The organism is Streptomyces sp. NPDC091377 (assembly GCF_044757045.1).
GTDB lineage: Bacteria > Actinomycetota > Actinomycetes > Streptomycetales > Streptomycetaceae > Streptomyces.
Genome location: NZ_JBIVUE010000021.1, coordinates 42,805 through 66,523, shown reverse-complemented (window position 1 = coordinate 66,523; position 23,719 = coordinate 42,805). Strand labels below are relative to the sequence as shown.

19 protein-coding genes and 1 pseudogene are annotated in these 23,719 nt (G+C 72.6%); 11 read left to right on the top strand and 9 right to left on the bottom strand.

Going from position 1 to position 23,719, the window contains the following annotated elements:
- Positions 1-34: 34 nt before the first annotated feature.
- Positions 35-1,237, bottom strand: a complete 1,203-nt coding sequence (locus ACIQNG_RS33010; protein WP_401490135.1) for a sensor histidine kinase — start codon at positions 1,235-1,237, stop codon at positions 35-37.
- Positions 1,238-1,538: 301 nt separating this feature from the next.
- On the opposite strand from ACIQNG_RS33010, the gene ACIQNG_RS33005 reads away from it, so the two are divergent.
- Positions 1,539-2,606 carry an SAM-dependent methyltransferase gene (locus ACIQNG_RS33005; RefSeq protein ID WP_401490197.1) on the top strand — a complete coding sequence of 356 codons (1,068 nt, stop codon included), beginning with the start codon at positions 1,539-1,541 and terminating at the stop codon, positions 2,604-2,606.
- A gap of 67 nt (positions 2,607-2,673) precedes the next feature.
- Here the strand turns inward: ACIQNG_RS33005 and ACIQNG_RS33000 are convergent, their stop codons facing one another.
- Positions 2,674-3,825, bottom strand: a complete 1,152-nt coding sequence (locus ACIQNG_RS33000) for an NADH-quinone oxidoreductase subunit D (RefSeq protein ID WP_401433656.1) — start codon at positions 3,823-3,825, stop codon at positions 2,674-2,676.
- Between the two features lie 31 nt (positions 3,826-3,856).
- Between ACIQNG_RS33000 and ACIQNG_RS32995 the strand changes: the two genes are divergently transcribed.
- On the top strand, positions 3,857-4,363 hold the full coding sequence (locus ACIQNG_RS32995) for a PH domain-containing protein (protein WP_401490133.1): 507 nt from the start codon (positions 3,857-3,859) through the stop codon (positions 4,361-4,363).
- A gap of 260 nt (positions 4,364-4,623) precedes the next feature.
- On the top strand, positions 4,624-5,913 hold the full coding sequence (locus ACIQNG_RS32990; protein WP_401490195.1) for a PH domain-containing protein: 1,290 nt from the start codon (positions 4,624-4,626) through the stop codon (positions 5,911-5,913).
- Positions 5,914-5,987: 74 nt separating this feature from the next.
- On the opposite strand, the gene ACIQNG_RS32985 is transcribed toward ACIQNG_RS32990, so the two are convergent.
- Positions 5,988-7,433 carry a hypothetical protein gene (locus ACIQNG_RS32985; protein ID WP_401490130.1) on the bottom strand — a complete coding sequence of 482 codons (1,446 nt, stop codon included), beginning with the start codon at positions 7,431-7,433 and terminating at the stop codon, positions 5,988-5,990.
- Positions 7,434-8,040: 607 nt separating this feature from the next.
- On the opposite strand from ACIQNG_RS32985, the pseudogene ACIQNG_RS32980 reads away from it, so the two are divergent.
- The 6 genes and pseudogenes from ACIQNG_RS32980 to ACIQNG_RS32955 form a co-directional block, all read left to right on the top strand.
- A pseudogene (locus tag ACIQNG_RS32980) lies at positions 8,041-9,195 on the top strand (phosphatidylglycerol lysyltransferase domain-containing protein); the annotation flags it as partial.
- 381 nt (positions 9,196-9,576) lie between these two features.
- Positions 9,577-10,485 (top strand): dihydropteroate synthase, encoded by a 909-nt coding sequence (gene folP, locus ACIQNG_RS32975; RefSeq protein WP_401433665.1) that lies wholly within the window; start codon positions 9,577-9,579, stop codon positions 10,483-10,485.
- The gene (locus tag ACIQNG_RS32970; RefSeq protein ID WP_401490128.1) at positions 10,482-10,988 is read left to right on the top strand and encodes a nuclear transport factor 2 family protein; all 507 of its coding nucleotides are present in this window, start codon (positions 10,482-10,484) and stop codon (positions 10,986-10,988) included. Before folP ends, ACIQNG_RS32970 begins: the two co-directional genes overlap by 4 nt.
- 231 nt (positions 10,989-11,219) lie before the next feature.
- Entirely contained in the window at positions 11,220-11,579 is a 360-nt protein-coding gene (folB, locus tag ACIQNG_RS32965) for a dihydroneopterin aldolase (RefSeq protein ID WP_401433671.1), read from the top strand.
- A complete protein-coding gene (folK, locus tag ACIQNG_RS32960) occupies positions 11,576-12,184 on the top strand; it encodes a 2-amino-4-hydroxy-6-hydroxymethyldihydropteridine diphosphokinase (RefSeq protein WP_401433674.1) in 609 nt (202 codons plus the stop codon). Before folB ends, folK begins: the two co-directional genes overlap by 4 nt.
- A gap of 54 nt (positions 12,185-12,238) precedes the next feature.
- Positions 12,239-12,727: a DUF3180 domain-containing protein gene (locus ACIQNG_RS32955; RefSeq protein WP_401490126.1), complete on the top strand. Its 489-nt coding sequence runs from the start codon at positions 12,239-12,241 to the stop codon at positions 12,725-12,727.
- 355 nt (positions 12,728-13,082) lie between these two features.
- On the opposite strand, the gene folE is transcribed toward ACIQNG_RS32955, so the two are convergent.
- The 6 genes from folE to dacB form a co-directional block, all read right to left on the bottom strand.
- Entirely contained in the window at positions 13,083-13,688 is a 606-nt protein-coding gene (gene folE / locus ACIQNG_RS32950; RefSeq protein WP_401490124.1) for a GTP cyclohydrolase I FolE, read from the bottom strand.
- 135 nt (positions 13,689-13,823) lie between these two features.
- Positions 13,824-15,860 carry an ATP-dependent zinc metalloprotease FtsH gene (gene ftsH, locus ACIQNG_RS32945; protein WP_401490193.1) on the bottom strand — a complete coding sequence of 679 codons (2,037 nt, stop codon included), beginning with the start codon at positions 15,858-15,860 and terminating at the stop codon, positions 13,824-13,826.
- Between the two features lie 363 nt (positions 15,861-16,223).
- Positions 16,224-16,784, bottom strand: coding sequence for a hypoxanthine phosphoribosyltransferase (gene hpt / locus ACIQNG_RS32940; RefSeq protein WP_401434063.1), 561 nt, complete (start codon positions 16,782-16,784; stop codon positions 16,224-16,226).
- A gap of 97 nt (positions 16,785-16,881) precedes the next feature.
- The gene (gene tilS / locus ACIQNG_RS32935) at positions 16,882-18,138 is read right to left on the bottom strand and encodes a tRNA lysidine(34) synthetase TilS (RefSeq protein ID WP_401490122.1); all 1,257 of its coding nucleotides are present in this window, start codon (positions 18,136-18,138) and stop codon (positions 16,882-16,884) included.
- A gap of 192 nt (positions 18,139-18,330) precedes the next feature.
- Entirely contained in the window at positions 18,331-19,455 is a 1,125-nt protein-coding gene (locus ACIQNG_RS32930) for a zinc-dependent metalloprotease (protein WP_401433683.1), read from the bottom strand.
- 258 nt (positions 19,456-19,713) lie between these two features.
- Positions 19,714-21,309 (bottom strand): D-alanyl-D-alanine carboxypeptidase/D-alanyl-D-alanine-endopeptidase, encoded by a 1,596-nt coding sequence (gene dacB, locus ACIQNG_RS32925; RefSeq protein WP_401490120.1) that lies wholly within the window; start codon positions 21,307-21,309, stop codon positions 19,714-19,716.
- Positions 21,310-21,388: 79 nt separating this feature from the next.
- Between dacB and ACIQNG_RS32920 the strand changes: the two genes are divergently transcribed.
- Together ACIQNG_RS32920 and ACIQNG_RS32915 are read left to right on the top strand one after the other, a co-directional pair.
- Positions 21,389-21,880 (top strand): inorganic diphosphatase, encoded by a 492-nt coding sequence (locus ACIQNG_RS32920; RefSeq protein WP_401433689.1) that lies wholly within the window; start codon positions 21,389-21,391, stop codon positions 21,878-21,880.
- Between the two features lie 177 nt (positions 21,881-22,057).
- Positions 22,058-23,719: a threonine/serine exporter ThrE family protein gene (locus tag ACIQNG_RS32915; protein ID WP_401433692.1), complete on the top strand. Its 1,662-nt coding sequence runs from the start codon at positions 22,058-22,060 to the stop codon at positions 23,717-23,719.

Below are 23,719 nucleotides of genomic sequence, written 5' to 3'. Positions count from 1 at the left end.
CTTTACAGGTGTCAATACAGGGCGTGCGTCGACGTCAAGGTGTTGGTTTGAGCGGGAGCAGGGCGCTGATGCGGAATCCTCCGCCGGGGCGCGGGCCCGCGTCCAGGGTGCCGCCGACCATGCCGACCCGCTCGCGCATGCCGATCAGGCCGTGGCCCTGGCCGTCCGCGCCGCCCTCCTCGTACAGCTCGTGCGGGGCGCCCTTGCCGTCGTCCTCCACGAGGAGCCCGAGGCCGTCGTCGAAGTAGACCAGCCGGACGCTCGCGCCCGTGTTCGGCCCGCCGTGCTTGCGGGTGTTGGTGAGGGCCTCCTGGACGATGCGGTACGCCGTCAGCTCGACGCCGCTGGGCATCGGGCGGGCCGTGCCCTCGACCTTGAAGTCGACGGGCAGCCCGGCGCTGCGGCACTGCTCCACGAGGTCCTCGATCTGCTGGACGTCGGGCTGCGGCACATACTCACCGCTCTCCTGGTGCTCGCCGGTGCGCAGCACCCCGAGCAGGCGGCGCATCTCGGCGAGGGCCTGGCGGCCGGTGGAGGAGATCGTCTCCAGGGCCTTCTTGGCCTGGTCGGGCGCGGCGTCGAGGACGTAGGCGGCGCCGTCGGCCTGGACCACCATCACGGACACGTTGTGCGCGACCACGTCGTGCAGTTCCCGGGCGATGCGGGCGCGCTCGGCGGCGACCGCGACCTTGGCCTGCGCCTCGCGCTCCTTCTCCAGGCGGGTGGCGCGCTCCTCCAGCTGCGCGAAGTAGGCGCGGCGGGTGCGGAGGGAGTCGCCGAGGACCCAGGCCAGGGCGAACGGCACCGTCTGGAGGACGGCCACCGCCACGTTGCCCGCCGCGCTGGTCTCCTCCATCGGCCATCGGGCCTGTGCGAGGGGGGCCGCCACGAGTCCGCCGACCAGGGCGAAGCGGGAGGCCCAGCGGGCGCCGTTCGCCGCGACCGTGTAGACGATCACCAGCAGGGCGAAGTCGGCGACGGACGTCGCCACGTCCAGGGTGAGCTGGAGGACGCCGATGAGCGCCCCAAGGATCAGCATCTGCTCCGGCCTGCGGCGGCGCAGCGTGACCACCAGGCCGAGAAGCAGGGCGACGGGGACGACCAGCCAGGGCGCGTCGGTCCCCTCGTTGACCTGACCGACCGTCGCGGTCATCACAGTCAGCCCGACGAGGACGAGGGCCCAGAAGCCGTCGACCCACGTCGGGTGTCTGCGGATGAAGTCGTAGAGGCGCTGCACGTGACCCAGCGTAGGGAAGCGTGATAGGTGCCCGGGTCAACCGGAGGGTCGATCCGTACCCCGCCCGCCTACTCCCCAAGGTGGAGGCCACCTGGTCCGCGCCGCTTAGCCTTGCGTGGTGACGAACGACACGCCTCGGGGGCCGAGGCCGCCGACCGGGGCGCGCGGAACCGGTCCGCGGACGCCCCGGCGCCCCCGGTCCGGCCTGATTCAGCCCCAGATCCAACCCCAGATCCATCCACTGATCCATCCACTGATCCATCCACTGATCCAGCCCCAGATTCACCCCCTGATCCAGCCCCTGGCTTTCGGCACGTCGGGCGCGTCCGGCGGCGTACCGGAACCCGGGCCGCGCGGCGAGGACGGCGGGCCGCGCGGCTGGCGGGCGGCCACGCGGGAGGCGCTGTACGGCCCGCACGGGTTCTACCGGCGCCCCGAAGGCCCGGCCGGGCACTTCCGTACGTCGGTCCACGCGTCCCCGTTGTTCGCCGGGGCGGTGGCCCGGCTGCTGGAGCGGGTGGACGCGGCGCTGGGCCGCCCCGGGCGGCTGGATCTCGTGGACATGGGCGCGGGGCGCGGTGAGCTGATCGCCGGGGTGCTGGACGCGCTGCCCGCGTCGGTGGCGGCCCGGACGCGGGCGTACGGCGTGGAGATCGCCGGGCGGCCACAGGGGCTGGACCCCCTGATCGAGTGGCGGGCGACGCCACCCCAAGGGGTGACGGGGCTGCTGTTCGCCAACGAGTGGCTGGACAACGTACCGGTGGAGGTCGCCGAAGTGGACGGTGCGGGCGTACCCCGGCTGGTCCTCGTCGGCGCGGACGGCACCGAGCGGCTCGGGGGGCCGGTGACCGGCGCGGACGCGGACTGGCTCGCCCGCTGGTGGCCGCTGCCGGCCGAGCCGGGACTGCGGGCGGAGATCGGGCTGCCCCGGGACACGGCCTGGGCGGCGGCCGTGGCGAGCGTCTCGCGCGGTCTGGCCGTGGCCGTCGACTACGCGCACACCGCCGACACCCGCCCGCCCTTCGGCACCCTCACCGCCTTCCGCGCCGGCCACGAGACCCGGCCGGTCCCCGACGGCTCCTGCGACATCACCGCCCATGTGGCCCTGGACGCGTGCGCCGCAGCGGGTACGCGGGACGGCCGCGTGCCCGCTGAGGGCGGACGGGTCCTGCGGCAGCGGGAGGTGCTGCGGGGGCTCGGCGTCACCGGTGGCAGGCCGCCGCTGTCCCTCGCGACCAGCGATCCCACCGCCTACGTCCGTGCCCTCGCGAACGCGGGCGAGGCGGCCGAGCTGACCGCGGAGTCCGGGCTGGGCGACTTCGGCTGGCTGATCCAGCCCCTGGGCATCACGGACCCGCTCCCCGGCTGACGGCAGATCCGCGGCACACGGCACGCGGCACACGGCAGGCGCCCGCCCCTCCCCCGCCCGGTGACGCCTACTTGTCGATGTCCCCCACCACGAAGAACATCGACCCCAGGATCGCCACCATGTCCGCCACCAGCGTGCCCGGCAGCAGTTCGGTGAGCACCTGGATGTTGTTGTAGGACGCCGAGCGCAGTTTGAGGCGGTACGGGGTCTTCTCGCCCTTGCTGACGAGGTAGTAGCCGTTGATGCCGAGGGGGTTCTCGGTCCAGGCGTACGTATGGCCCTCGGGCGCCTTCAGGACCTTGGGGAGGCGCTGGTTGATCGGGCCGGGCGGGAGGTCCCCCAGCCGATCGAGGCAGGCGTCGGCGAGGTCGAGGGCGTTGTGCGTCTGCTCCAGGAGGCACTCGAAGCGCGCGAGGCAGTCGCCCTCCTCCCGGGTCACCACCTTCAGTACGTCGCCCAGCTCGCCGTACGCGAGATACGGCTCGTCGCGCCGCAGGTCGAGGTCGACGCCCGAGGCGCGGGCGACGGGCCCGCTGGCGCCGTACGCCTGGGCGGTCGCGGCCGTGAGCGTGCCCACCCCGCGGGTACGGCCCCGGAAGATCTCGTTGCCGAGCACCAGGTCGTCGAAGCGGTCCATGCGCGAGCGCACCCCGGACACGGCCGCACGCGCGCGGGAGGCCCAGCCGGCGGGCAGATCCTCCTTGAGGCCACCGACCCGGTTGAACATGTAGTGCATCCGGCCGCCGGAGACCTCCTCCATCACGTTCTGGAGCACCTCGCGCTCCCGGAACGCGTAGAAGACCGGTGTGATGCCGCCCAGCTCCAGGGGGTAGGAGCCGAGGAACATCAGATGGTTCAGCACCCGGTTCAGCTCGGCGAGCAGGGTGCGGGTCCACACCGCGCGGACCGGTACCTCCATGCCGAGCATCCGCTCGACGGCGAGGACCACGCCCAGCTCGTTCGAGAACGCCGACAGCCAGTCGTGGCGGTTGGCGAGCATGATGATCTGGCGGTAGTCGCGCGCCTCGAAGAGCTTCTCCGCGCCCCGGTGCATATAGCCGATCACGGGCTCCGCGTGGAGGATCCGCTCGCCGTCGAGCACCAGCCTCAGCCGCAGCACACCGTGCGTGGACGGGTGCTGCGGTCCGATGTTGAGCACCATGTCGGTGCTCTCCGCGGCGCCGCCGATGCCGACCATGGTCTCCGTCGTGGGCGTCATGGGCCCAGTCTGGCCTACGTAGGCTGGCGGCATGGAGACGGGGAGCCCGCCGAGCGCGGGAGCTGAGCGCGCGGCCGAGCCGCTGTGGACCGGGCTGCCGTCCGGCCTGCTGCGGATGCGGCGGCTGCTGCTGGTGATCTGGCTGGGGCTGCTGACCCTGGCCGCCGGGCTGCTGCCGGGGCTGCTGGCGGGCCCGGCGTGGGCCGCCTTCGCGCTGGCGCCGCTGGCCCTGGCGGTCTGGGGCTGGGTGATGCTGGAGCGCAACTGGCGCTCCTGGCGGTACGCCGAGCGGGCCGACGACCTGCTGATCAGCCGGGGTGTGCTGTGGCGCCAGGTGACGGTGGTGCCGTACGGGCGGATGCAGCTCGTGGAGGTGACCTCCGGTCCGGTCGAACGGCGCTTCGGGCTGGCCAGCGTCCAGTTGCACACCGCCGCCGCGGCCTCCGACGCCACCATCCCCGGCCTCGACCCGGCCGAGGCGGAACGGCTGCGCGACCGGCTCACCCAGCTCGGCCAGGCCCGATCGGCGGGGCTGTGACGACGCCGGCGGCCGACGACAGCGTAAGAACGGCCGACGGGGACAACGCGGGGACGACCGCTGACGGCAGCGCGGGGACGACCGCTGACGGCAGCGCGGGGACGACCGCAGACGGCAGCGCGGGGACGACCGCAGACGGCAGCGCGGGGACGACCACTGGCGGTAGCCCAGAGACCGCAGACGACGGCAGCGCAGGGACGGCCACTGTCGGCAGCCCAGAGACCGCCGAGGACGGCAGCGCAGGGACCGCCGCCAAGGAACTGACCGAGCGGCGACTGCACCCCGTGACGCCCTTCCGGAGGGCGTGGGCGCCCATCGCCGTCGTCATCGGGTGGGCCCTGCACGACCCGGACCAGGCGCAGCGGCAGCTGACCCGGCTGACGACGACCACGCTGGTGATCATCGTGGCCGTGGCGATACCGGCCGCCGCCCTGTACGGCTTCCTCACCTGGTGGTTCACCCACTTCGCGGTGACGGACAGCGAGCTGCGCATCCGTACCGGCCTGTTGTTCCGGCGTACCGCCCACATCCGGCTGGAGCGCATCCAGGCGATCGACATCACTCAGCCGCTCCTCGCGCGCGTAGCGGGTGTCTCCAAGCTGAAACTCGACGTCATAGGCACCGACAAGAAGGACGAACTCGCCTTCCTCGGCGAGGGCGAGGCGCGCACGCTGCGGGCCGAACTCCTCGCGCGCGCGGCCGGTCTCGCCCCCGAGACCGCGCACGAGGTCGGCGAGGCCCCCGCGCGGCAACTGCTGCGGGTGCCCGCGCGCGGACTGGCCGTCTCGCTGCTGCTGGCCGGCTCGACCTGGGGCACGCTGGCCGCCGCTGCCGTCGTACCGCCCGTGCTGTGGTTCTTCACCCACAGCCTGTGGACGGTCATCGTGACCGGGCTGCCGCTGATCGGCGCGGCGGGCGCGAACAGCGTGGGACGGTTCGTCAGCGAGTACGACTGGACGCTCGCCGAGTCCCCGGACGGGCTGCGCATCGACCACGGGCTGCTCGACCGCGCCCACGAGACCGTGCCGCCGGGGCGGGTGCAGACGGTGCGGATCGTCGAGCCCCTGTTGTGGCGGCGGCGCGGCTGGGTGCGGGTCGAGCTGAACGTGGCGGGCTCGTCCAACTCGCTGCTGCTGCCGGTCGCCCCGCGCGAGGTCGCCGAATCGATCATCGCGCGCGTCCTGCCGGGCGTGACGGTTCCGCCGATGCCCGCCCTGTCCCGGCCGCCGCGCCGCGCGCGTTGGTGCATGCCGGTGTGGTGGCGCGGCTACGGGCTCACCGTCACCGACGCGGTGTTCGCGACCCGGCGTGGGCTGGTGAGCCGCAGCCTGGCCCTCGTGCCGCACGCCAAGGTGCAGAGCGTACGGCTCACCCAAGGGCCCTGGAAGCGTCTGTGGGGCGTCGCGGACGTCCATGTGGACACGGGGGCCAACCGGACCGAGACGGCGCGGCTGAGGGACGCCGAGGAGGCCGCGGAGTTGCTGCGCGCACAGGCGGAACGGTCCCGGACCGGCCGCCGGGACGCCCTCCCGGACCGCTGGATGGCGTGAGCCACCGGGCCGGGCGGTGACCCGGTGGCCCGGTGGCCCGGTGGCTCGATGACCCGTTGATCGGGAGCCCCGCGTCAGGAGACCGCGCTGCGCAGTCCCTGTACGTCGATCTGCTCGGTCTCGTCGTGCGCGGTCAGGTCGATCACCTGACCGTCGCCGTCGCCGTCGCCGGACGCGGTGCCGGTCCGCTCCCCGGCGGTCGGGGCCGTGTTCTCGCGGCCCGCGTCCTCGCGCTCGCCGTGCTCCACGCGCTCGACGCTCTCCGCCCTGTGCAGGTCGAGCGCCTCATGGCCGACGACATCGGCGAGGTCCTCGTCCTGCACGGCCCCAAGTGCTGTCGGCTCCTGCGGTCCGTCGAACTTCGTGCCGAAGAAATCGAAGCCGCCCTCGACCGACGGACGCCGCACCGGCGCGGGCGGTACGACGGCCACGGCGGTCGGCACGGTGAAGTGCCCGGCCGGCTGCCGCGCGGGCCCGGTGGCCCGGGGCTCGGCAGCCCCGTCGTTCCGGCCCCGCTCCCGGTCCTGGTCCTGGTCCCGGTCCTGGTCCTGCGCGTGGACCGCGGGCGTCCCGTCGCCGGGCGCCTCCGCGGAGTCCTGGGTGTCCTGGCCGCCGTGCGTGTCCTGGCTGTTCGGCGCGTCCGTGCCCGGCACCGTGACGGAGTCCGCGCCGTCGCCGGGACCCTGGGCGTCCTGAGCCTCCTGCGGGGCCTCGTCGGGCACCCCGGGACCGCCGGGACCGCCCGGCCCCTTGCCGCCCGGGTCCGGGTCGGGGTCGGTGGGGTGCTCGCGATCGACCTCCGGGGCCTCGGAGGCGTCCGCGCCCGCTGCCGTCCGGTCCGCCTCGGCCTCGGCCGTGTCGGCCGCCTCGGCCGTGTCGGCCTCGGCCATATCGGCCGCCGCCTCGTCCATCAGCGTCTCCAGACGCGCGAGCGCCTCGCCCGCGTGCAGGAAGAGGCGCGAGCCCTCGGGCGAGAAGAGCGCGGGCCTCTCGGCGTCGACGGCCCCGTCCGCGTCGTCCCCAGCCGCGTCCCCGGCCGCGTCCCCGGCCGTGCTGCCGGTGCCGCCCGTCGAGTCCGCGCCGCCCGTCGCGTCGGTACGCCCCTCCCGCTCCGTCCCCTTCGCCGCAGCCGACGTGTCGTCAGCGTCCGACGCCCCCGGCGGCAGCGCGTTCGACGGGGACGTGGTCTCTATCTCCAGCAGCCGCCGCCCTTCCAGGGCGCTGGCCCGCTCGGTCTCCGCGGTGGCGTACCGCCGTAGCAGGGCCGCGTGTTCGTTGCGCAGGCCGGTGAGTTCGGCGCGCTTCGCGCGCAGCCGGTGCTCCAGTTTGCCGCGCAGGGCGCGCGACTCCTCCAGATCGGCTTCGAGTTCGGCGACGCGCTCCTCGTGGCGCCACTCGTCGCTCGCGCGCCCGCGCGCGAGGTCGGCCACCCGCTTCCCGGCCTGGGCGTCCCAGCGGCGCAGCACGATCGCGCCGACGACGGCCGTCACCGCCGCGGTCGCGGCCAGCCCGCGGAGCACGACGGTTTCCGTGAACACCCAAGGGCCGACCGCGCAGACGACAGCGACGCCTGCGATCGCCGAGGGGGGCAGCAGCCTGTGCAGGGGCGGGGAATGGCGATGACGTCCACGTGGCATGGCCAGAAACTTACCGCGCGTAGGCGAATCGTGGTGCCCCGGGCCGTAAAAACGCGGCGCCCGCGAAGCGTTCACCAAGGACCGGCATCGGAGTTCCGCAAGATCGACGTGTGCCCCTCGGGGGATTCGCCGTCACGAGGTTTACGAATCCCCTTGAACTGCCCGGCATTTGACTCCCGCGACAGGTTCGGGGCGGCGTCCAATTCACCGTCCGCCCGCCTCTCGCACCTCCCGCACGCGCCCCTTTACGACCCCCCGCGGAAGCTCCCCACCAGGATCCCGCAAGCACCCCGCACGCCCCTCACAAGCCTCCCGGAATCCCCTCCGGCAGGGGAGTGCGTCCCGGAGTGAACCTCAGCGCCCGAGTCATCGTCCTAGAGGGCGCAATGTGACTGGATGCCCGAATCGGTACCGGTCCACCGGTCTCTCGTGGAACTACGGGTTTGCGATGGCGGTCAGGGAACAAAGGGCGGAAGGGGGAGAAGGGGGCATGTCGGTCAGCAATGCGGCGCGGGCCGGCCGGGTGCGGCGTCTGCTGCGCGGCCCGCGCCCCGGATCGGTCCCCCTCCTCGCGGCCAGGGCCTGCGCGCTCGTCGGCCTGCTGGACATCGCGGCGGGAGTGTCCCCGCGCTTCTGGCACGGTCACCCGCACGCACTGGCGCAGGTGCTGCCCAGCGCGCCCGGACCGTTCACGGCGGCGCTCTCCCTCGGCGTGGGCGTGCTGTTGCTGCGCCTCGCGCACGGGCTCGGGCGGGGCAAGCGGCGGGCCTGGCGGGCGGCGGTGGCCCTGCTGCCGCTCGGCGCGCTGGCCCAGTTCACGTACCGGCACGCGCTGGTCGGTGCGGTGGTCTCGCTGGTGCTGCTGTGGGCGCTGCTGCGGCACCGGGAGCGGTTCATGGCCCCGCCCGACCCGCGCAGCCGCTGGCGCGCGCTGACCAATCTCGTCCTCATGGGCGCGAGTTCGGTCGTCCTCGGGCTGATCGTCGTCAGCACCCACTACGGCCGTATGATCGGCGATCCCAGCCTGGCCGACCGTCTCACGCATGTGCTGTACGGCCTGTTCGGCGTCGAGGGTCCGGTCGGCTACCAGGGCGGCGCCTCCTGGGCGGTCGCCGTCTCCCTGGCCACCCTGGGCCTGCTCACGGCCGTCACCACGGCCTGTCTCGCCCTGCGCCCCGAACGCCCGGTCGCACGGCTCATCGGGGACGACGAGACCCGGCTGCGCACCCTGCTGGAGCGGCACGGCGGCCGGGACCCCCTCGGCCAGTTCGCGCTCCGCCGCGACCAGGGGGTGGTCTTCTCCCCCAGCGGCAAGGCGGCCGTCGCCTACCGGGTGGTCTCCGGTGTGATGCGCGCCGACGGCGACCCCATCGGCGACGTGGAGGCGTGGCCCGGCGCCATCGAGCGCTTCATGGACGTCGCCCGCGCCCACTCCTGGACCCCCGCCGTGACGGGCTGCTCCGAGACCGGCCGCGAGGTGTGGACCCGCGAGACCGGCCTGGACGCCCCACCGGGCGACAGGGCGGTGGTGGACGTCCGGGATTTCCCCCGCGCCGGCCGCACGATGCACAAGGCCCGCCGGACGGCCGCACGCATCGGGCGCGCCGGTTACGAGACCCGGGTACGACGCGTACGTGACCTGGGACCTGTTGTTTAGACCTGTGACCGGTAACCCGCTAGACGGGTAGACGGGTAGACCTGTGACCGGTAGACCTGTGACCGGAAGACCGGTGGAACCGGTAGACCTACCGCCGATAGACCAGATCCGGGTCATCGATCTCGAAGCGGTCCCGCAATTCGTGCGTGGCACTCAATTCCGCGGTGTTCCGCCGTATTGATTCGGCGTACGACTTCCCCGTGGAACCCGTGGAACCCATGGAACCCGTGGAACCCGTGGAACTCCCGCCTTCGCCACGCTCCGGGCGGAAGCATGCGGGGCCGGCGCGGTCGCCACCGGCGCCGCCCTCCCCCGTCCACCCCGCGGAGCCCCCGAGATCGGTGGCGACCATGGGCCTACGCTGAACGTATGAGCAAGCAGAGCGGACGCCGGAGCGTCGCGGGACTCCCGTCATGGGACCGCTGCGCGGTCATGGGGGTCGTGAACGTGACCCCCGATTCCTTCTCCGACGGGGGCCGCTGGTTCGACACGACGGCCGCCGTCAAGCACGGCCTCGACCTGGTCTCCGAGGGCGCCGACCTGATCGACGTGGGGGGCGAGTCCACCCGGCCGGGAGCCACCCGCGTGGACGAGGCCGAGGAACTGCGCCGGGTCGTCCCCGTCGTCCGCGGTCTCGCCGCCGAGGGCGCGGTGATCTCCGTCGACACCATGCGCGCCTCGGTGGCCGAGCAGGCCCTCGCCGCGGGCGCGAAGCTCGTCAACGACGTCAGCGGCGGCCTCGCCGACCCCGCGATGATCCCGGTCGTCGCCGCGGCCGACGCCCCCTTCGTGGTCATGCACTGGCGCGGCTTCCTGGAGGGCGGCAACGTCAAGGGCGTCTACGACGATGTCGTGAGCGAGGTCGTGGACGAACTCCGCGCGCGCGTGGACGCCGTACGCGCGGGCGGCATCGCCCCCGACCGGATCGTCGTGGACCCGGGCCTCGGCTTCTCCAAGGACGCCGAGCACGACCTGGTGCTCCTCGCCCATCTCGACCGGCTGCGCGCGCTCGGCCACCCGCTGCTGGTCGCCGCCTCCCGCAAGCGGTTCCTGGGGCGCGTCCTGGCCGGCCCGCAGAGCGCGCCGCCCCCCGCGCGCGAGCGCGACGCCGCCACGGCCGCCGTCTCCGCCCTCGCCGCCCACGCGGGCGCCTGGGCCGTCCGCGTCCACGAGGTCCGGGCCACCGCCGACGCCGTACGCGTCGCCCGCGCCGTCGAAGAGGCGCGCACGGACACGACCCGCGCTCCCGGCGCACACCCCGCAGAAGGAGCCCGGTGAGCGCCCCCCACACCGACGTCGAGCAGGTCGAGGCCGCCAACACCGCTTTCTACGAGGCACTGGAACGCGGTGACTTCGAGACCGTGTCCTCGCTCTGGCTCACCCCGTCCGACCTGGGCGTGGACGAGGAGTACCACGACCCGGCCGAGACCGGCGTGATCTCCTGTGTGCACCCCGGCTGGCCGGTGCTCACCGGCCGCGGCGAGGTGCTGCGGTCGTACGCGCTGATCATGGCGAACACCGACTACATCCAGTTCTTCCTCACCGACGTACATGTCTCCGTCACCGGCGACACCGCGCTGGTGACCTGCACGGAGAACATCCTCAGCGGCGGCCCCGCCCCCGAGGAGGGCGGTGAGCTGGGCCCTCTGGTGGGGCAGCTGGTGGTCGCCACGAATGTGTTCCGGCGCACCTCCGACGGCTGGAAGCTCTGGTCCCACCACGCCTCCCCGGTGCTCGCCGAGAACGACGAGGAGGACGGCGAGGAGGCCCAGCCTTCCTGAGGGGGCACCTCCGGAAGGGCACCTCCGGAAGGGCACCTCCTGAGGGGCGCCTCCTGAAGGGCATCGGCCTGGTTGGAATCACCGACCCGGGGGTAGATGCCGCTTCCGGCCCCGGGGGCGCGGGCCGGGGCCGGGGACTGTCAGTGCGCGCAGGTAGATTCGTTCGAGGCCGACCGTCCGCCCGCACGCGGTACGGACCGGCCGACACCGACGATTGCAGGAGTGATTCGCGTGGATCGTGTCGCGCTGCGCGGCCTGAAGGCCCGCGGGCACCACGGGGTGTTCCCCAAGGAGCGCGAGGAGGGCCAGACCTTCCTGGTGGACCTCGTCCTCGGGCTGGACACCCGCCCGGCCGCGGCCGACGACGACCTGACCAGGACGGTGCACTACGGCATCGTCGCCGAGGAGGTCGTGGCCGTCGTCGAGGGTGAGCCGGTCCATCTCATCGAGACGCTCGCCGAGCGCATCGCCCAGGTCTGTCTGAAGCACGAGAACGTCCAGGAGGTCGAGGTCTGCGTCCACAAGCCGGACGCGCCGATCACGGTCCCCTTCGACGACGTGACCGTCACCATCACCCGGAGCCGAGTATGACCGCGTTCACCGGAGGTTCCAGCGACCCGACCGTCCAGCCGGTGCCCGCTTCCGTGGTCGAGCAGGTCGACGCCGCCGACACCACGCTCCAGAATCCGCGCCGGGCCGTGGTCTCCCTCGGCTCCAACCTGGGCAACCGTCTGGAGACCCTCCAGGGCGCCATCGACGCGCTGGAGGACACCCCGGGGGTGCGGATCAAGGCGGTCTCGCCGGTCTACGAGACCGAGCCGTGGGGTGTCGAGCCCGGCAGCCAGCCGTCGTACTTCAACGCGGTCGTGGTCCTCAAGACCACCCTGCCGCCGTCCTCCCTGCTGGAGCGCGCGCAGGCCGTCGAGGAGGCGTTCCACCGGGTCCGCGACGAGCGCTGGGGTGCCCGCACCCTGGACGTGGACATCGTGTCGTACGCCGACGTCGTCAGCGACGACCCGCGGCTCACCCTCCCCCACCCGCGCGCCCACGAACGCGCCTTCGTCCTCGCGCCCTGGCACGACGTGGACCCCGAGGCCCAGCTCCCCGGCCGCGGCCCGGTGGCCGACCTGCTCGACAAGGTCACCCGCGACGGCGTCACGCCCCGCGCGGACCTGGAACTCCGGCTGCCCGAATAGTCGTTAAGGTCAACACGACCGTATGGGATCGGACCGGGGAGCTGAAGGCACACCGTGAGAGAGCTGCGCATCAGGCTGCTGGCCGGCGTTTTCGTCATCGCCGGAGTCGTGTCCTGGGCAGGTGCCCGGCTGTGGAACTCGGTGGGCACGCTCCCCAGCGTCCCCCTCGCCGCCCCGATCGTGCTCGCCCTGATCGCCGCGGTGCTGACCGCCACGGCGCTCTCGCTGCGCGCCCGGCTCAAGGCGCAGCGCGAGCGTCAGCCCGGCGCCAAGGGCGTGGACCCGCTGATGGCCGCCCGCGCGGTCGTCTTCGGCCACGCCAGCGCCCTGGTCGCCGCGCTCGTCGCCGGGATGTACGGCGGCACCGGTGTCTTCCTGCTGGAGTTCCTGGACATCCCGGCCCGCCGCGACCAGGCCATCTACGCCGGCTTCTCGGTCCTGGCCGGCATCGCGGTGATAGCGGCGGCCATGTTCCTGGAGCATGTCTGCAAGCTCCCGGACGACGAGGACCACGACACCACAGGCACCGCCCCAGCCGCCTGACCTGTCCTCCCGAGCCCAGCCCCCCGGGCCCACGACCCCGACCACCCACCCGGGTCCAGCCCGTCCCCCACCCCCGGGAAGGGAACCCACCCGCCGAGACCGCGCCCCGGTCCGTGGCGAGGCCGACCGGCTTCCGGATCCGTGGCGAGGCCGACCGGCTTCCCGGTCACTCCGCCCATTCCCCCGACTCACGAGGAGGGGCGGCGCTCCCGAGGGCGGAGGGGTCCCGCTTCCGCTTCCGGTCCCGCTTCCGGCGGGCGGCTGTGGCCCACTTCCAGGAACGGCCCCCGACCGCCCCCGACCGCCCCGCTCAGCCCCGCCCCGAGCCCCGCCCCCGGGAGGCCACCCGCTTGCCTCATCGGGCCATGATCAGGCTCATCGCCTCGTTGCGTGTCGCCGCGTCCCGCAGTTGGCCCCGGACCGCCGACGTGATCGTCTTCGCGCCCGGCTTGCGGATGCCCCGCATCGACATGCACATGTGCTCGCACTCCACGACCACGATCACCCCGCGCGGCTCCAGGATCTCCATCAGGGAGTCCGCGACCTGGGTGGTGAGCCGCTCCTGGACCTGGGGCCTGCGGGCGTAGACATCGACCAGTCGCGCCAGCTTGGACAGACCCGTGATCTTCCCGCTGGTCGACGGGATGTACCCGACGTGCGCCACCCCCCGGAACGGCACCAGGTGATGCTCACACGTGGAGTACACCTCGATGTCCTTCACCAGCACCATCTCGTCGTGCCCGAGGTCGAACGTCGTCGTCAGCACATCCTCCGGCCGCTGCCACAGCCCCGCGAAGATCTCCCGGTAGGCCCGTGCCACCCGCGCCGGTGTCTCCCTGAGCCCCTCGCGGTCGGGGTCCTCGCCGACCGCGATCAGCAGTTCCCGGACGGCGTTCTCGGCACGCTTCTCGTCGAACTCGCCTATGGGCCCCTCGCCGTCAAGGGTCACGGGGTCGGTCATGTGGTGCCTCGTTCCTGTGCCGTCGGCGTGCGGCCCACGCCTGTCCGCGGGCACGACACATGCCGTGCCCCCCAGGCTAAAACCTGGGGGGCACGGCATTCATTCCGGGCCGGACGGCGGCCGGACCGGGTCCGGTCAGCTCTCGGGGCGCTCCTCGGGAGCCGGTTCCGGCGTCGGTTCGGGCGCCGCGGGCGACTTCGACGTGGTGATCGCCGGAGCCGATCCGTTGGCACCGTTCGTCAGGGCCAGCTCCTTGGGGGAGAGCACCGGCGGACGGGTCGACGGGGTACGCCGTGAGGAACCGGTCCACGCGGGACGCGGGGGCCGCTTCACGATCGTGGCGAAGACCTCCGCGATCTCCTCCTTGCCCAGGGTCTCCTTCTCCAGGAGTGCCAGGACGAGGTTGTCGAGGACGTCGCGGTTCTCGACCAGGATCTCCCAGGCTTCGTTATGCGCATTCTCGATGAGCTTCTTGACTTCTTCGTCCACCAGGGCGGCGACCTCTTCCGAGTAGTCGCGCTGGTGAGCCATCTCACGCCCGAGGAAGGGCTCGGTGTTGTCGCCGCCGAACTTGATGGCGCCGAGCCGCTCGGTCATGCCGTACTGCGTGACCATCGCGCGGGCCGTGGTGGTGGCCTTCTCGATGTCGTTGGCGGCACCGGTGGTCGGGTCGTGGAAGACCAGTTCCTCCGCCGCGCGCCCGCCCAGCATGTAGGCGAGCTGGTCGAGCATCTCGTTGCGCGTGGTGGAGTACTTGTCCTCGTCCGGCAGGACCATGGTGTAGCCGAGCGCGCGGCCCCGGGACAGGATGGTGATCTTGTGGACCGGGTCGGAGTTCGGAGAGGCCGCCGCGACCAGGGCGTGACCGCCCTCGTGGTACGCGGTGATCTTCTTCTCCTTGTCCGACATGATCCGGGTCCGCTTCTGCGGGCCCGCGACCACCCGGTCGATCGCCTCGTCCAGCATGTGGTTGTCGATCAGCTTCTTGTCGCTGCGCGCCGTCAGGAGCGCCGCTTCGTTCAGCACGTTCGACAGGTCGGCACCGGTGAAGCCGGGGGTGCGACGGGCGACGGCCGACAGGTCGACGTCCGGGGCGACCGGCTTGCCCTTCTGGTGGACCTTGAGGATCTCCAGACGGCCCTGCATGTCCGGGCGGTCCACCGCGATCTGACGGTCGAACCGGCCGGGGCGCAGCAGCGCCGGGTCCAGGATGTCGGGGCGGTTGGTCGCGGCGATGAGGATCACGCCGCCCTTGACGTCGAAGCCGTCCATCTCCACGAGGAGCTGGTTCAGCGTCTGCTCGCGCTCGTCGTGACCGCCGCCGAGTCCGGCACCGCGGTGCCGGCCGACCGCGTCGATCTCGTCGACGAAGACGATCGCCGGGGCGTTCGCCTTGGCCTGCTCGAAGAGGTCGCGCACCCGGGAGGCGCCGACGCCGACGAACATCTCCACGAAGTCCGAGCCGGAGATCGAGTAGAACGGGACGCCCGCCTCGCCGGCGACAGCGCGCGCGAGCAGCGTCTTGCCGGTGCCGGGAGGACCGTAGAGCAGTACGCCCTTGGGGATCTTGGCGCCGACGGCCTGGAACTTGGCCGGCTCCTGGAGGAACTCCTTGATCTCGTGGAGTTCCTCGACCGCCTCGTCCGAACCGGCGACGTCCGCGAAGGTCGTCTTCGGTGTGTCCTTGGTGATGAGCTTGGCCTTGGACTTGCCGAAGTTCATGACCCGGGAGCCGCCGCCCTGCATCTGATTCATCAGGAACAGGAAGACGACGACGATCAGGACGAAGGGGAGCAGGGAGAGCAGAATGCCGACGATCGGGTTCTGCTTGGACGGCGAGACGGTGTAGCCGTCCGGGATCTGGTTCGCCTGGAACTTGTTCTGAAGGTTGTCGGCGATGGTGACACCCTGGTCACCGATGTAGCTCGCCTGGATCTTGGAGCTGCCCTCGATCTTCTGACCGTCCTTGAGCGTGACCTTGATGGTCTGCTCGTCGCCGGTGGTCAGCTTGGCCGCTTCTACCTTGTTCTGATTGATCGCCTGGACGACCTGGCCGGTGTCCACCGTCTTGTAGCCCCCGGACGAGCCGACGACCTGCATCAACACGACCACGGCAAGGACGGCCAGCACGATCCACATGACCGGCCCACGGAAGTATCGCTTCACGTCCATCCACACGGAGCGGTGCCGCCCCGTCCCTCCTGCCATAGTGAGTTTGATAAGACAGTTCTTCTGACGGTACCCCAGCATTGTCGCGTGACAGCGCACGGGAGTGCCGGCAATCTCGTCTACGCATGCTCCAACGGCGCGGAACCGGCTGGGGTTCCCGATCTCGCGCATCGGCCCGCACCGCTTGGTCCGTACGGTTCAGCCGGCGCCCGGCGGGCCCGGCCCGACTCGGCCGGAACCCGGCCAGTACCGGGCCGGGCCCGGCTCGGTCCAGCCGGACTCAGCCGTCTCGGCCGGTCTCGGCCGGCCTCGCCGGACCCAGCCCGCCTCGCCGGACTCAGCCCGCCTCGCCGGACTCAGCCGGTCTCAGCCGCCGTAGACATGCGGCGCGAGCGTGCCGACGAACGGCAGGTTGCGGTACTTCTCCGCGAAGTCGAGGCCGTAGCCGACGACGAACTCGTTGGGGATGTCGAAGCCGACCCACTCCACGTCGATGGCCACCTTCGCCGCGTCCGGCTTGCGCAGCAGCGTGCACACCTTCAGCGACTCGGGCTCGCGCGAACCCAGGTTGGACAGCAGCCAGGACAGGGTGAGCCCGGAGTCGATGATGTCCTCGACGATCAGGACGTGCCGCCCCTTGATGTCGGTGTCGAGGTCCTTGAGGATCCGTACGACACCGGAGGACTGGGTGCCCGCCCCGTAGGAGGACACCGCCATCCAGTCCATCGTGACGGGGGTGGACAGCGCCCTGGCGAGGTCGGCCATGACCATCACCGCGCCCTTGAGGACGCCGACGAGCAGCAGGTCCTTCCCCGCGTACTCGGCGTCGATCTTGGCGGCCAGTTCGGCCAGTTTGGCGTCGATCTCTTCCTTGGTGATGAGCACCTGCTGGAGGTCGGCACCCATGTCTTTCGCGTCCACCCGCATCACTTTCGGTCGTCCCACCGGCTGACCGGTCCCCCGTCCGGGGGGACCGATGTCCCTCACCGGAGGGGTACCGATTCCCCCGTCCGGGGGTGTCGGGTCAGCCTTGCCGAATCACCAGTCTGCCACCCTGCCGACGGGCGACGACCCGGCCCGGCAGATTGATGGCCCCCTGGCCGCGCCAGCCGGTGATCAGCCGGTCCACTTCCTCGATGTGCCGCGCGAACAGCGAACCGGCCGGGGCACCGGCCTCGATGGCCGCCCGGCGCAGCACCCTGCGGCGCACGGCGGGCGGGAGCGCGTAGAGCTTGGCGCACTCCAGCAGTCCGGCCGCGTCCCGGACGGCGGACTCGGCCTGGTGGGCCCAGGAGTCCAGGGCGTCGGCGTCGTCCCGGGAGAGCCGGGCGGTACGGGCGAGCGCCTCGACGACGCCCTTGCCGAGCGCCTTCTCCAGGGCGGGCAGCCCTTCGTGGCGCAGCCGGGAGCGGGTGTAGGCGGGGTCGGCGTTGTGCGGGTCGTCCCAGACGGGCAGGGACTGCACCATGCACGCCTTGCGGACGGTCTGCCGGTCGAGGTGGAGGAAGGGCCTGCGGTAACGGCCGGCGGCCCCCGAGACCGCGGCCATGCCCGACAGGGAGCGGATGCCGGAGCCCCGGGCGAGCCCGAGCAGGACGGTTTCGGCCTGGTCGTCGCGGGTGTGCCCGAGCAGGACCGCAATGGCCCCGTGGCGTGCGGCGGCGGCGTCGAGGGCGGCGTAGCGGGCGTCGCGGGCGGCGGCCTCGGGGCCCACCCGGCGTCCGCCGCCGCCGGCGTAGGCGGTGCCGTGCGCGGGGCTGCTGGACTCGCGGCCGACGGTGACCGAGGTGGCCTCGACGGGGTCGAGGCCGAGGGCGCGCAGCCGCAGGACGACGTCCTCGGCGCGCTCGGCGGAGGACGGCTGGAGTCCGTGGTCGACGGTGACGCCGCCCGCTCGGATGCCGAGCCGGGGCGCCTCGAAGGCGAGGGCGGAGGCGAGCGCCATGGAGTCGGCGCCGCCGGAACAGGCGACCAGTACGAGCGGAGTCGGCGGACGCTCGTACGTCCCGGGCCCGGCGGCGCCGGATGCGGCGGGGCCGGTCGGGAGGGGGCCGCCGGTAGGGCCGGTGGGGGCGGTGGGGGCGGTCGTGACGGTGCCGGTGGCGGACCGGTGGGGGGTGCGGCCGGTGGGGGTGCGGCCGGGGGCGGCCTGGGAGGTCGCGGTGGGGCCCGTCGGGTGGGGGCCGGCCGGGTCGGGGACGCGGCTGTGTTCGGTGAGGAGGTCGTGGAGGACGCGGCGGACCGCCAGGCGTATCGCCGCGACCGCAGGATGGGGACCCATGTCCGGTTCCCTTCATGAAGTTTTCGGGGGGTGAGCCCGGGTTCGGTCACTCAGAGTGTGTAGATGGTGACAGAAGCGGGCGGTGTCCCGAGCATTGCACGCCTGCCCAGGGCCCACGGTCCCTCGGACGGGTGATTGGAGGGGCGTTCGACTGCCGCGGGCGGGAACCGGTTCACCTCACCCCCATGGGTTTCACGACTCCGCCTTGCGGTGCACCCGCGCGATCCAGTCCGCCGGTTTGGCGATCTCCGTCTTGGTGGGGAGGGTGTTCGGGGAGGTCCACACCCGGTTGAAGCCGTCCATGCCGACCTCCTCCACGACGGCCCGTACGAACCGCTCGCCGTCCCGGTACTGGCGCAGTTTGGCGTCCAGGCCGAGCAGCTTGCGCAGGGCGAGATCCAGCCGTGAGGCGCCCTTGGCGCGGCGCTGCTGGAACTTCTCCCGGATCTCCGCGACGGTCGGCACGACCTGGGGGCCCACCCCGTCCATGACGAAGTCGGCGTGGCCTTCCAGGAGGGACATCACGGCGGTGAGCCGGGCGAGAACCTCCCGCTGGGCGGGGGTCTGCACGATCTCGACGAAGGAGCGTCCGCCGTCGTCCTCCTCGCCCTCCGGGCGGCCCCCGGCCAGGGACTGCGCGGCCTCGCGGATGCGTTCCAGGACGGTCATCGGGTCGACCTCGGTCTCGCCGAGGAACGACTGGATCTCGCCCTCCAGGTGGTCCCGCAGCCACGGCACGGCCGAGAACTGGGTGCGGTGGGTCTCCTCGTGCAGACAGACCCAGAGCCTGAAGTCGTGCGGCTGTACGTCGAGTTCGCGCTCGACGTGCACGATGTTCGGGGCGACCAGGAGGAGCCGGCCGCCGCCGTCGGCACCGGCCGGGAGGTCGCGGGAGGCGGGGGCGAAGGTCTCGTACTGGCCGAGGACCCGGGAGGACAGGAACGACAGCAGCATGCCCAGTTCCACGCCGGTGACCTTGCCGCCGACCGCGCCGAGCACGGCGCCGCCGGGGGTGCTGGTGCGACGTTCCTGCATCTTGTCGAGGAGGGGTTTGAGGATCTCCCGGAACCCGGCGACGTTCGCCCGCACCCAGCCGGGGCGGTCGACCACGAGGATCGGGGTGTCATGGGTGGCCTCGGTCCCCATCCGGGTGAATCCGCGGACGTGTTCCTCCGAGGCCCTGGCATGTCGGCGCAGCTCGGCGACGACGGCCCTGGCCTCGTCACGGCTCACCTCGGGGCCCGGCCGGACCAGCCGGGTCGCGGTCGCCACCGCGAGATTCCAGTCGACCATCTCGGCACCACCGATGCTCGTCATGGGTTCAACGGTACGTGAGCGGCGCCGCTTCGGGCAGGCCGTGCGGCGGCCGGACCCCGGGTGACCGCCCGGGGCGGGGGACGCGGACGCTCATCGGCACCCAGACCGCCGACGCGGTGGCCAGGGCCCGCCCGAGATACGGACGCTCATCGGCACGCAGACCGCCGACGCGGTGGCCAGGCCCCTCCCGGGACACGGACGCCCATCGGCACGCAGACCGGCGGCGCGGTGACCAGGCCCCTCCCGGGACGCGGACGCTCATCGGCACGCGCAGGTCGCCAGTGCGGTGGCGGTCCGGTCCAGGGCCGCCTGCGCCGCCTGCGGGTCGGTCGTCTCCGAGGCCAGGAAGGCGAAGGCGAGCAGATGGCCCCGGGCGTCCACGAGGGTGCCGGAGAGGGTGTTGACGCCGGTCAGGGTGCCGGTCTTGGCGCGTACGGTGCCGGCGGCGCCGTCGGTGTAGCGGGCGGTGAGGGTGCCGGTGAAGCCGGCGACGGGCAGCCCGGTGAGGGTGGCGCGCAGGTCGGGCCGGTCGGGGTCGGCGGCCTTGGCCAGGAGCGCGGTGAGGAGGTCGGCGGTGAGCCGGTCGTCGCGGTCGAGGCCGCTGCCGTCCTTCAGGGCGATGCCGGAGACCGGGACGCCGAGCTTCCTGAGGCGGTCCTTCATGGCCTTCCCGGCGCCCTTGAAGTCGGCGCGTTCGCCGGAGGCGAGGGCGGTGTGCCGGGCGAGGGCCTCGGCGATGTCGTTGTCGCTGTCGGTCAGCATCCGTTCGACCAGCGAGGACAGCGGCGGCGAGGCGACCGTCGCCAGGGTCGTGGCGCGGCCGGTGGCCTTGGAGGGGCCCGGCGCGCTCGCCTTGATGCCGTGCTGCTTGAGGAACGTCGCGAAGGCGCGGGTGGCCTCCACCGCCGGATCGGTGTGGCGGGGTGCGGGTCCGCTGGTGGAGTCGTCGGTGCGGGCCTCGTCGGCCATGAGCGGGGTGATCGACGCGAGGTTGTCGTTGACCCCGATCGGATGGCGCTCGTCCCCGGCGTAGAGGGTGGTGTCGTACGACAGCGTCACCGTGCGCAGGTCGCGCTTCTTCAGTTCCTTCGCGGTGCGTCGGGCGAGGTCGCGCAGGCTCGCGTTGCCGTCGGTGTCGGCGCGGGCGGTGAGGGTGGGGTCGCCGCCGCCGACGAGGACGAGTTCGCCGGTGTCGGGCTCCAGGGCGGCCCGGGTGGTGAGGCGGTGGTCGGCGCCGAGCGCGGAGAGCGCCGCGACGGCCGTGGCGATCTTCGTGGTGGAGGCGGGGGTGAGCGCCGTGTCCTGGTCCAGTCCGTAGAGGGGTTTCCCGGCGGTGACATCGACGACCGAGGCGCTGCGGCCCTCCCCGAGTCCGGCGTCCCTCAGGAGCGGTTCGAGAACTTCGGCGAGGGGCTTGCCTCCGTTCGGGGCGGCCTTCACTCCTCCGGCGGGCCCGGAGGCGGTGCCGAGACCGCTGAGGACGGGGGGCGCGCTCGGCGCGGGACGCGGTGCGCCGGCGGACGTATCGGAATTACGTCCGTGATCTGCGCCACCCAGGGGCCCCTGCGCGGCGGCCCGATCGGCCTCGGCCCTACGCTGGCCCGTGGAGTCCCAGGGCCCGGCGGCGGTCACCACCCCGGCGGCCAGGACCAGACCGACGGTCGCGGCGCCCGCCGTGTACTGCCAGGTCTTCACCGTGGTCAACCGCGTGACCTGCGGTTGCACGGAACGCGCCCAGCGCGCGACCCGCGGCTTCGCGGCCACCGCCGCCCGGGTGAGCCGGGGCCGTAGGGCCTGCGCGACCCGCGTCACACGCGCTTTCGCCCGCCAGCGCCTCTGCTCGGGCACGACCACCAGCCCCTTTCGCGATCACACACCTGCGTGAGGGACACTTAACCACCAGAACTGTGTGTTGATCATGGAGGAGCCACCGGTGGAGTTCGACGTCACGATCGAGATTCCGAAGGGTTCGCGCAACAAGTACGAGGTGGACCACGAGACCGGTCGTATCCGCCTGGACCGCCGACTCTTCACCTCGACCAGCTACCCGGCCGACTACGGCTTCGTCGAGAACACCCTCGGCGAGGACGGCGACCCGCTGGACGCGCTGGTCATCCTGGAGGAGCCGACCTTCCCCGGCTGCCTGATCAAGTGCCGTGCGATCGGCATGTTCCGGATGACGGACGAGGCCGGCGGGGACGACAAGCTGCTCTGCGTCCCGGCGTCCGACCCGCGGGTGGAGCACCTGCGCGACATCCACCACGTGTCGGAGTTCGACCGCCTGGAGATCCAGCACTTCTTCGAGGTCTACAAGGACCTGGAGCCCGGCAAGTCCGTCGAGGGCGCCAACTGGGTCGGCCGCACCGACGCCGAGATCGAGATCGAGCGGTCGTACAAGCGGTTCGAGGAGCAGGGCGGCCACTGAGTCCGCCGCGGCCGGGCCAATGCGCCCGGTGGAGCGGGCCACTGGGCCCGGTGCAGGGCCAATGGGCCCCCTTCGTGCCCCTCCCGGACGGGCCGTACGCGTGAGCGTGCGGCCCGTCCGCATGTCTGTGCGCATACTGAGGCGGTTGGGACCCAGTCGTACAGGGAGCGGCCTCAAGTGACGGACGCGCAGGACCGCCGGCCTCCTCAGGACGAGGCCCGGGGCGTTTTCGATCCGGAAGTCACCTCCGAGTTCGCCGTCCCCGACGGCATGGCCGTGGCCAGACCGGGGGACGAGCCGGAGACCACCTCCGAGTTCTCGGTGCCGGAAGGGCTCGACGTCCCGGCGTCGGCGGGCGGGGAGCAGGAGGGGTCGGCGTTCACGGCGCCGAGCACCTACAGCGCCAGGAACGCCCCGCCGGTGTTCACCCCGGTGGGCGGGGTGCCGGCGGTCAGTCTGACCAAGCACGCGCCCTGGCAGGACCGGATGCGCACGATGCTGCGGATGCCGGTGGCCGAGCGGCCGGCGCCGGAGACCGCGCACAAGACGGACGAGGCAGGACCGGCCGTCCCGCGGGTGCTCGACCTGACCCTGCGTATCGGTGAACTGCTGCTCGCGGGCGGGGAGGGCGCGGAGGACGTGGAGGCGGCGATGTTCGCCGTGTGCCGCTCCTACGGTCTGGACCGCTGCGAGCCCAACGTCACCTTCACGCTGCTGTCCATCTCGCACCAGCCGTCCCTGGTGGAGGACCCGGTGACGGCCTCGCGGACCGTGCGGCGGCGGGGCACCGACTACACCCGGCTCGCGGCCGTGTACCGGCTCGTGGACGACCTCAGCGACCCGGAGAGCCATCTCTCCCTGGAGGAGGCGTACCGGCGGCTCGCCGAGATGCGCCGCAACCGGCACCCCTATCCGACCTGGGTGCTCACCGCCGCGAGCGGGCTGCTGGCGGGGGCGGCGTCCGTCCTGGTCGGCGGTGATGTGATCGTGTTCGTCGCGGCGGCGATCGGCGCGATGCTCGGCGACCGGCTGGCGTGGTGGTGCGCCGGGCGGGGGCTGCCGGAGTTCTACCAGTTCGTGGTGGCCGCGATGCCGCCCGCCGCCGTCGGGGTGGCGCTCACGGTGGCCCATGTCGATGTGAAGGCGTCCGCCGTGATCACCGGTGGGCTGTTCGCGCTGCTGCCGGGGCGGGCCCTGGTCGCGGGGGTGCAGGACGGGCTGACCGGCTTCTACATCACCGCCGCCGCCCGGCTCCTGGAGGTCATGTACCTGTTTGTCGGGATCGTCGTCGGGGTGCTGGTGATGCTGTATCTCGGCGTGCAGGTGGGCGCCGAGTTGAGCCCGGACGCGGCGCTGCGGATCGCCGAGCGGCCGGGCATCCAGATCGCGGCGAGCATGCTGCTGTCGCTGACCTTCGCGATCCTGCTCCAGCAGGAACGATCCACCGTGTTCGCCGTCACCTTGAACGGCGGTGTCGCGTGGAGCGTGTACGGCGCCCTGCACTTCGCCGGGAACCTCTCCCCGGTCGCCTCCACCGCCGCCGCGGCGGGACTGGTGGGGCTGTTCGGGCAGTTGCTGTCCCGCTACCGGTTCGCCTCCGCGCTGCCCTACACGACCGCGGCGATCGGACCGCTGCTGCCGGGTTCCGCGACGTACTTCGGGGTGCTCTCGATCGTGCAGAACGAGGTGGACCAGGGGCTGGCGTCCCTGACCAAGGCCGCCGCCCTGGCCATGGCGATCGCCATCGGGGTGAACCTGGGAGCGGAACTCTCCCGGCTGCTGCTGCGGGTGCCGGGCGGCGGCGGACGCCGGGCGGCCAAACGGACCAGGGGCTTCTGA